Consider the following 9,187-nt stretch of genomic DNA (forward strand, 5'->3'; position numbering starts at 1 on the left):
AACAGCGCCGCCTTTTGTCAACCGGTAGTTCACTCCCCAGGCTTCTGCTTGCCGCCACAAAAACCCGCGTGTATAGTTTCCGAACTTACTCTTGTTTCGCATCGGAAATTAAAGGGGTTCACATGGACGCGTCCACCATCCTCGCCGATCTCGGCATTGCCCAAGCCGCGCAAGCCGGCGATATCGCGGTTCATTCGCCGATCACCGGCGAGCTCATCGGCCGTGTGGCCAGCCAGACGGAGGCTGAGGTCGACGCGGCTCTCGCCCGTGCCAAAGACGCGTTCGCCGTGTGGCGCAACGTGCCGGCGCCGCGCCGCGGCGAGCTGGTGCGGCTGCTTGGAATTCGACTGCGCGAACAGAAGCACGCGCTCGGCAGCCTCGTCTCGCTGGAGACCGGCAAGATCCTGCAGGAAGGCATGGGCGAAGTGCAGGAAATGATCGACATCTGCGATTTCGCGGTCGGTCTGTCGCGCCAGTTGTACGGCTTGACGATCGCGTCCGAGCGCCCGGGGCATCGGATGGCGGAGTCGTGGCATCCGCTCGGCACCTGCGTCGTGATCTCCGCGTTCAATTTCCCGGTGGCGGTGTGGTCGTGGAATGCGGCGCTCGCGCTGGTGTGCGGCAACGCGGTGATCTGGAAGCCGTCGGAAAAGACGCCGCTGTCGGCGCTCGCGGTGAACAAGATTTTCGAAGACGCGCTGAAGGAATTCGGCGACGCGCCGGCTGGCCTCGCCGCGTTGATCATCGGCGGCCGCGACGTCGGCGAAAAGCTCGTAGCCGATCCGCGCGCGTCGATTGTCAGCGCGACGGGCAGCACGGAAATGGGCCGCAAGGTCGGCGTCGAAGTGGCGAAGCGCTTCGGCCGCTCGCTGCTCGAACTCGGCGGCAACAACGCGGGCATCGTCGCGCAGACGGCCGACCATGAACTCGCGATGCGCGGCATCCTGTTCTCGGCGGTCGGCACGGCCGGTCAGCGCTGCACGACGCTGCGGCGTCTGTTCGTGCACGACAGCGTGTACGAAAAGACCGTCGAGCGTCTGAAGCAGCTGTATAGCCGCGTGCCGATCGGCAATCCGCTCGAAAAGGGCACGCTGATGGGGCCGCTGATCGACCGTCAATCGTTCGACCGCATGCAGGAAGCGCTGCAGCAGGCGAAGGCCGAGGGCGGCAAGGTGTTCGGCGGCGAGCGCGTCGAAGTGAAGGGTTATGAGGGCGGCTACTACGTGCGTCCGGCCATCGTCGAGATGCCGTCGCAAACGCCGGTCGTGCTGAAGGAAACCTTCGCGCCGATTCTGTACGTGCTGCGCTATGCCGAGTTCGCCGATGCGGTCGAGGCGAACAATGCCGCGCATCATGGTCTGTCGTCGTGCGTGTTCACGAGCGACCTGCGCGAAGCGGAGCGCTTCCTGTCCGCGTCGGGCAGCGACTGCGGCATCGCGAACGTCAACATCGGACCGAGCGGCGCGGAGATCGGCGGCGCGTTTGGCGGCGAGAAGGAAACGGGCGGCGGGCGTGAGTCGGGTTCGGATGCGTGGAAGGCGTACATGCGTCGCGCAACCAACACCGTGAACTACTCGACGGCGCTGCCGCTTGCGCAGGGTATCGACTTCAATCTCGACTGAGGCGCGCAGTGTGGCGTCGCCGTCAGGCGCGCCACAGCCGCGCGTTGCAGACAGCAATTCGTTTGCCGCCCGGCGTTCCCGGAGCGGCCCGTTACCCGTGGAGTAAGACGTGAGTTCGAAAGTCGTGATCGTCGGCGGTGGGGTGATCGGCAGTTCGATTGCGTATTTTTTGCGGCTGTCCGATCCGACAGTCGGCGTCACGGTGATCGAACGCGATCCGACCTATGCGCGTTCGTCGTCGGCCTTGTCGGCGGCGTCGATCCGGCAGCAGTTTTCTACGCCGCTTTCCATTCAGATGTCGCTGTTCGGCATCGAGTTTCTGCGCTCGATCGGCGAGCGGCTCGAAGTCGACGGCACGCGACCGTCGATCGATCTGCACGAAGGCGGCTACCTGTTTCTCGCGACATCGGCCGGTGAAGCGACGCTGCGCGAGAATCACGCGCTGCAAAGAAGCCTCGGCGCGGATATCAGCCTGCTCGACACGCATGGCTTGCAAACGCGCTTCCCCTGGCTCAATACCGACGACCTCGTGGCCGGCGCTTACGGCGAAAGCGGTGAGGGCTGGTTCGACGGCTATGGTCTCGTGCAGGCGCTGCGCAAGAAAGCACAGGCGCTCGGCGCGCGCTATGTCGCGGCCGACGTCACCGCGCTGCATCGCGACGGCAAGCGCGTCACGCAGGTACGAACCGCGGACGGCGAGACCTATGCTTGCGACGTCGTCGTCAACGCGGCCGGCGCATGGTCGCGCAAGGTCGCGCAGATGATCGGCATCGACCTGCCGGTCTATGCACGGCGGCGCAGTATCTTCAACGTCACGTCGCCGGCAAGGCTCGAACGCTGTCCGCTGTTGATCGATCCGAGTGGCGTGTACTTCCGGCCCGAAGGCAATTCGTATATCTGCGGCACGTCGCCATCGGCCGATAACGACCCCGACGATCTACCGCTCGACGAAGTCGATCACGCGCTATTCGACGACGTGATCTGGCCGACGCTCGCGAATCGCGTGCCGCAATTCGAGGCGCTGCGCGTGCAGAACTGCTGGTCCGGTTATTACGAATACAACGTGCTCGATCAGAACGCGATTATTGGCCATCATCCGGACGTCGATAACTGCATCTTCGCGAACGGCTTCAGCGGCCACGGTCTACAGCAAGGCCCGGCAACCGGACGCGGCATCAGCGAATTGATTCTGCATGGCCGCTATGCAACGCTCGATCTCGGTTCACTGAGCTTCGCACGTGTGCTTGAAAACCGGCCGATCATCGAGAAGAACGTGGTGTAGCTAGCTCCCTGTATGGCCCGCTGCGGGGTCATGCGGAAAACGCAATAGGTAGTGCATAGATATCGTTTGCCGCAGATCCCGCCGATGACCACAATCGACGCCGATCGTCCTCGACATCCCAATCGATTTCACGCGAAAGGCAGGCGGCCGTCATCATGTTCTCATTCAATCGCGCATTCGAAGCACCGAGCGGCTCGCCGATCCGCGAGCTGGTCAAATACCTCGCCCAGCCCGGCATGATCTCGTTTGCCGGCGGCTATCCGGCGAGCGATCTGTTCGACCGTGAAGGTCTCGATGCCGCCGCCGCGCGCGCCTCGCATCAGCCGACGCTGTGTCTGCAATACGGCCCGACCGATGGCATCGCGATCCTCAAGGAACAGCTCTCGCAACTGATGGCGCGGCGCGGCGCGCCATGCGCGCCAACAGACCTGCTGGTGACGACCGGTTCGCAACAAGGCTTCGATTTGCTGCTGCGGGTGATGGTGGCGCCCGGCGACGTCGTGCTCGTCGAGCAGCCCGCGTATCCGGCCACGTTGCAGGCGCTGAACCTGCAACAGGCCGACGTCGTCACGGTGCCCGTCGATCCGCACGGCATCGACGTGGCGAAGCTCGCCGCGCTGCTCGAAACGGGCGCGCTGCGTCGCGCTCCCAAGCTGCTGTACACGGTGCCGACGTTCGCGAATCCGACTGGCGCGACGTTATCTCTCGAACGTCGAATCGCATTGTTGAAACTGGCGGCGCGTTATCGGTTCGTGATCGTCGAAGACGATCCGTATGGTGATCTTCGTTTCGATGGCACGGCCGTGCCTTCGCTTTTCGCGTTGAGCGAGCAGGTGCCCGATTCGCGCGACTGGGTCGTGCATTTTTCGAGTCTGTCGAAAATCGTCGCGCCGGGTTTGCGGGTCGGCTGGATGGTCGCGCACGCGGAGATCGTGCGGCGTTGCGTGATCGCCAAGCAGACCGTCGATCTGTGCAGCGCGCCATGGACCCAGGCGATCGCCGCCGAGTACCTCGCGAGCGGAGCGCTGGAGCGGCATCTGCCGCGCATCATCGATGCGTATGCCGTGAAATGCCGCACGCTGTGCGATGCGCTCGACACGCATCTCGCGCAGCACATCGCGATTCATCGCCCGGCGGGCGGCATGTTCGTATGGGCGCGTCTGAACGCGGCGGGCGATGCGTCCGACTATCTGCGCATGTGCATCGAACAGAACGTGATGTTCGTGCCGGGCGTCGCTTTTTACAACGACGCGGTCGATAGGGCTGCGCTGCGTCTGTCGTTTGCCGCGCCGGGGGTGGAGGAGATCGAAACCGGCGTGCATCGAATGAAGCGCGCGCTCGAGCTGTACTTCCAGGGGCAATAAAACCCGGATTGCATCAACGCAATCAGTGCAATGCGGGAAATTACCCGGCAAGCATCTAATGTGCAGCCGGGTTTTTTATTCAAATGCCAAAAATTGTGACGATTTAGCAGAATTCACCGCATTCCTTATTGATTGAAAATTGTGTGAAGTGCGAATACGCAATCGTTTTCGTCCGCGTATGCCGCTGCATGACGCCGGTCGTGCAACGCAACGGCCGAAGGCTCGTACTCGCGAGCGGGCCATCAAATCATCGCCCCAATGAAATCGTTATTGCACCCGTTAATTTCAAGATTATGCGAATTGAATAAATTCGCGCCTTGCCAAATTTCGTAATGAAAATGGCCGATTTATATGCGGAAATACCATTTATAAAGATAAGAAACCGTGTAATTATGTGTTTGCCGGCCGGCTTCCGTTTTGCGTGATTCCCTGAGTGTCTGAAAGACAGGTTTTGCATGGGCTCGCGCCACACGGGCCGGCCTTCGCACGGGAAAGCACCGTCGCCCGTCGCGTTCGCCCACGCATGCCGCATATAAGTGCCGCACGAGTATGCGTGAGCGGGCCACAAAAACGTTAAATGAAGAAAAGAGGGCAACGCAATGAATTCACTCGACGAGAAGCGGCCGCTGCTGATCTACGACGGCACGCTCGGCGACCTCTACGGCATCTTTTTCAGAAATCTTCTGCTGCAAATCGTGACGCTCGGCATTTACCGCTTCTGGGCGACCACGAGCAACCGCCGCTATGTCTGGTCGCACATGCGGTTTCAGGACGAGCGCTTCGAGTACACGGGCACCGGGGGCGAGCTATTCAAGGGCTTTCTGTTAGCCGTCGTGGTCGTGTTCGGCGCGGCGTTCGCGGCGGGCGCGGCGAGCGTGGTCTTGCGCATGCTGACGAAAAACGCGGCACTCGATTCGCTGCCGGTCATCGCGTTCTATCTGCTGATTGTCGTGTTCGCGGCGGGTGCGTTTTTCAGCGCGCAGCGCTATCGGCTGAGCCGCACGCAGTGGTGCGGTATTCGCGGCGGCATGACCGGCTCGGCGCTCGGCTACGGCGTGCGCGCGCTGCTGTATGCGCTGTTGTGCGTTGTCACGGTTGGTCAGATGATGCCATGGACATCGATGCGTCTGACGGAGCGCCGTATCAACGCGAGCAGCCTGGGTAGCCTGTCGTTTCGCTTCAAAGGGCGCGCGGGGCTCGTCTACGGTCTGTTTCTCGTTACGTTCGTCGGCGTGGTCGTTCTTTTTGCGGTGCTGTTCATGGTGTTTCTGCAGGGCGCTCTCGCATCGATTCATGTCGGCAACGTGTCGGGGGCCGGTGGGGCGCCGTGGCGGGCCGCGCTCGGATCGCTGTTTTTGTTTTATGCGCTGTTCTCCATCGGCACGATGCTGATCCGCGGCTTCTATGTCGCCGCGCTGACGCGCCATGTGATGGGCAATACGTCGCTCGGCTCGCAATTGCATTTCGGCAGCAACGTCAGCGTCGCGCGTCTGCTCGGTTTGCAGTGCGGCAACCTTGCGATCATCGTGTTCACGCTCGGCTGCGGCGCGCCGATCGTGCTGCATCGGCTGATGCGCTTTGCCGCCGACACGCTGCAGGTTTCCGGCTACCTCGATCCGCACATGCTGGGGCAAAGCACCGTGGCTGCCCCGCTGACCGGCGAGGGCATGCTGAACCTGCTGGATCATGGCGGCGCGTTTTGAGCTTGGACTTGCGTTGAGCGCGCAACGATGGGGGGCGCGGTTCGCACTGTGGGCGGCAAAGGATGGGACGCGCGACTCATCGAAGGCGCGAGCGCGAAAAAACGCCGTACGCTCAATGAGTTAGCGCAGTCATGCGCAGCTTGTCCACAAGCTTGTTCCCAAAATCTGTGGACAACAGGGGAGACGCGAAGCCGAGAACTCGCGCGAGCAAGACTATCGGGAACGTACAGCACAAAAGCAAACAGCGGGACTCACCGTTGACCGGTTCATCCCGCTGCTTATGTATGACGATGTGCGCAGCTTGCCGTGCATCGCGCACGGCAAGCGTGGCAAACGCTTATCGGTCGAGGAACGACTTCAGACGGTCCGCGCGGCTCGGGTGCATGAGCTTGCGCATCGCCTTGCTCTCGATCTGACGGATCCGCTCGCGCGTCACGTCGAACTGCTTGCCCACTTCTTCAAGCGTGTGATCCGACTTCGTGTTGATGCCGTAGCGCATGCGCAGCACCTTCGCTTCGCGCGGCGACAGCGAGTCGAGCGCGTCGTCGATTGCGGCACGCAGGTCGGCCTGCATCGCGGCATCCGCCGGCGACGACACGGCTGCGTCTTCGATCATGTCGCCCAGCGTCGCATCGCCGTCGTCGCCTACCGGCGTTTCGAGCGATACCGGCTGCTTCGCGATCTTCAGAATGCCGCGCACCTTCTCTTCCGACAGCTCCATGCGTTCCGCGAGCACCGCCGGATGCGCTTCCTGGCCGGTCTGCTGCAGGATCTCGCGCGAAATGCGGTTCAGCTTGTTGATCGTTTCGATCATGTGCACCGGCACGCGAATCGTGCGCGCCTGATCCGCGAGCGAACGCGTGACGGCCTGACGGACCCACCATGTCGCGTACGTCGAAAACTTCCAGCCACGACGGTATTCGAACTTGTCCACGGCCTTCATCAGACCGATGTTGCCTTCCTGGATCAGGTCGAGGAACAGCATGCCGCGGTTCACGTACTTCTTCGCGATCGAGATCACGAGACGCAGATTCGCCTCGATCATCTCGCTCTTGGCCTTGCGCATCTTCGATTCGGCCGCGACCATCTTGCGGTTGATCTCTTTCAGATGCTTGAGCGGCAGCGACACTGTCGCTTCGATGTCGATCAGCTTCTGCTGTTCGGACTGGATGGCCGGCAAATGACGCTCGAGCGCCGCGCCGTACGTCGAAGCGCCGGTGCGCGCGGCACGCTCGGTCCAGCCGAGGTCGGCCTCGTTACCCGCGAACGTCTCGATGAACTTCTCGCGCGGCATGCCGGCCTTCGAGACGACGATCTGCAGAATGTTGCGCTCGATCGCCCGCACTTGCGCGACCTGGTGCTGCACGTCGCCGCACAGACGGTCGATCGTGCGTGCGGTGAAGCGGATCTTCGCGAGGTGCTGCTGAATCTCTTCGCGTGCGCGCTGATAGCCCTTCGAAGTGACGTCGCCGCGCGTGTGCGCCGCGTTCATCTCGTCGTACAGAATGCCGACCTGGGCGAAGATTTCGAGGCAGTCGCTCGTGAGCTGCTTCAGGCGAGCTTCGTCCGCTGCCGACGAATCGGCCGGGCCGTCGTCGTCTTCTTCTTCGTCGTCGCTGTCTTCGTCGGCAACGCTGTCTTCTTCGGCATCCGCATCGGCGCTCTCGACTTCTTCCGCGGCGCCCGTCTCTTCATTCAGACCGTCGACGAGTTCGTCGATGCGCAGCTCGCCGTCGGCAACCTGCTGCGCGCTCGCGAGGATCGCGGAGATTGCGAGCGGGCATGCGGCGATCGCCTGCACCATTTCGTGCAGGCCGTCTTCGATGCGCTTCGCGATCGCGATTTCGCCTGCGCGGGTGAGCAGTTCGGTCGCGCCCATTTCGCGCATGTACATACGCACGGGGTCGGTGGTGCGACCGAATTCGGAGTCGACGGTCGACAGCGCAACTTCGGTTTCTTCGTCCGCCTGGTCGTCCGACACGACAGCGGGTGAGTTCGAGTTGAGCAGCAGCGTTTCTGCGTCCGGCGCCTGCTCGTACACTTGCACGCCCATGTCGCTGAACGCGCTGACAATGCTGTCGATCGCGGCGGTGGCGGTGAAGTTGTCGGGCAGGTGGTCGTTGATCTGCGCGTGGGTCAGGTAGCCTTGCTCTTTACCCAGCTGGATCAGTGCGCGCATCAGGCGCTGGCGTTCTTCGGCTTGGTGCGGCGGCAGCTCGGCTGCCACAGGGATCGCTTTGCCGGCGCCCTTGCCTTTGGCCGAACGGCCGGACGGAACTTTGGCAGTGAAGGCGGCGGCTTCGTGTTGCGAATCTTCGCGATCAAAAGGGTTCACGTAATTTCCTCTAGAGGCTTCGCTATGAGACGCAAGACGCTACCGTCAGGCGTTTCGAGCAGGGCTCAGCATCACCTGATGTGACTCAACGCGGTTGTTGGGCTGTGCTCTGGGGAGCAAAAAAGATGAGCCCGCTCGAAGCGGGCCGATGGACATGCGAAATTTTGCGCGGCTCGCATTATATACGAGCTTGGAGGTTCGCGCTCATGGGTGCACATCAAATCATCGTCGCTGTTGTCGCGTGCATGCGTGATACTGCGCGGGTGCGTAGGCATGCGTGCATGCGCGGGACACGACGTAGATAGGGGCGCGTTGATCCTTACACAAGGGAGGCTTGTCGTTTTCTTATATATGGAGTCGCACCCTCGTGTGCTGTCCCCAAAAGAAATTCGCATAAGGGGCTTGACGCGTTGTCGATCGCTCTCCATAATCTCGTTTCTCTGCTGCAGACGCAGCGACGCAAACGAAGCAGTGCCGGGTGGTGGTGGTTCAGGTGCTGCGGGTTTCGCGGATCGATCTTTAAAAACTAACAGCCGATAAGTGTGGGCGCTTGATGCGGAGTGCGGCGGCGGATTCTCCGGAGTCTGCCGCAAGGCAAAAGTATCAGAAGCCTCACACAGTATTAGAGGAAGGTTTATCTGTCGAAAGACGGATTGATCATCGTCAGTACGTTGAGTGAGCGACCGGTTTCTAACGAAACCGAAAACAGTAACAGGTTTGAACTGAAGAGTTTGATCCTGGCTCAGATTGAACGCTGGCGGCATGCCTTACACATGCAAGTCGAACGGCAGCACGGACTTCGGTCTGGTGGCGAGTGGCGAACGGGTGAGTAATACATCGGAACGTGTCCTGGAGTGGGGGATAGCCCGGCGAAAGCCGGA

The 9,187-nt window shown here is 61.6% G+C and carries 5 protein-coding genes and 1 rRNA gene; 5 read left to right on the forward strand and 1 reads right to left on the reverse strand.

Translation table 11 applies throughout. The features are described from left to right. Positions 1-122: 122 nt before the first annotated feature. The 4 genes from amaB (at position 123) to GCT19_RS36495 (ending at position 5,971) form a co-directional block, all read left to right on the forward strand. Entirely contained in the window at positions 123-1,622 is a 1,500-nt protein-coding gene (amaB, locus tag GCT19_RS36480; protein WP_152854625.1) for an L-piperidine-6-carboxylate dehydrogenase, read from the forward strand. Positions 1,623-1,731: 109 nt separating this feature from the next. Continuing rightward, on the forward strand, positions 1,732-2,904 hold the full coding sequence (locus GCT19_RS36485; RefSeq protein WP_018435939.1) for an NAD(P)/FAD-dependent oxidoreductase: 1,173 nt from the start codon (positions 1,732-1,734) through the stop codon (positions 2,902-2,904). Positions 2,905-3,059: 155 nt separating this feature from the next. Next, on the forward strand, positions 3,060-4,268 hold the full coding sequence (locus GCT19_RS36490) for an aminotransferase-like domain-containing protein (protein WP_018435940.1): 1,209 nt from the start codon (positions 3,060-3,062) through the stop codon (positions 4,266-4,268). 599 nt (positions 4,269-4,867) lie between these two features. Further along, positions 4,868-5,971: a YjgN family protein gene (locus GCT19_RS36495; protein WP_018435941.1), complete on the forward strand. Its 1,104-nt coding sequence runs from the start codon at positions 4,868-4,870 to the stop codon at positions 5,969-5,971. 337 nt (positions 5,972-6,308) lie between these two features. On the opposite strand, the gene rpoD is transcribed toward GCT19_RS36495, so the two are convergent. Then, positions 6,309-8,306: an RNA polymerase sigma factor RpoD gene (gene rpoD / locus GCT19_RS36500; RefSeq protein ID WP_018435942.1), complete on the reverse strand. Its 1,998-nt coding sequence runs from the start codon at positions 8,304-8,306 to the stop codon at positions 6,309-6,311. A 719-nt stretch (positions 8,307-9,025) separates the two neighbouring features. Between rpoD and GCT19_RS36505 the strand changes: the two genes are divergently transcribed. Then, positions 9,026-9,187: ribosomal RNA gene (locus GCT19_RS36505) — 16S ribosomal RNA — on the forward strand; the annotation flags it as partial.

The organism is Paraburkholderia atlantica (genome assembly GCF_009362785.1).
Classification (GTDB): Bacteria; Pseudomonadota; Gammaproteobacteria; order Burkholderiales; family Burkholderiaceae; genus Paraburkholderia; species Paraburkholderia atlantica.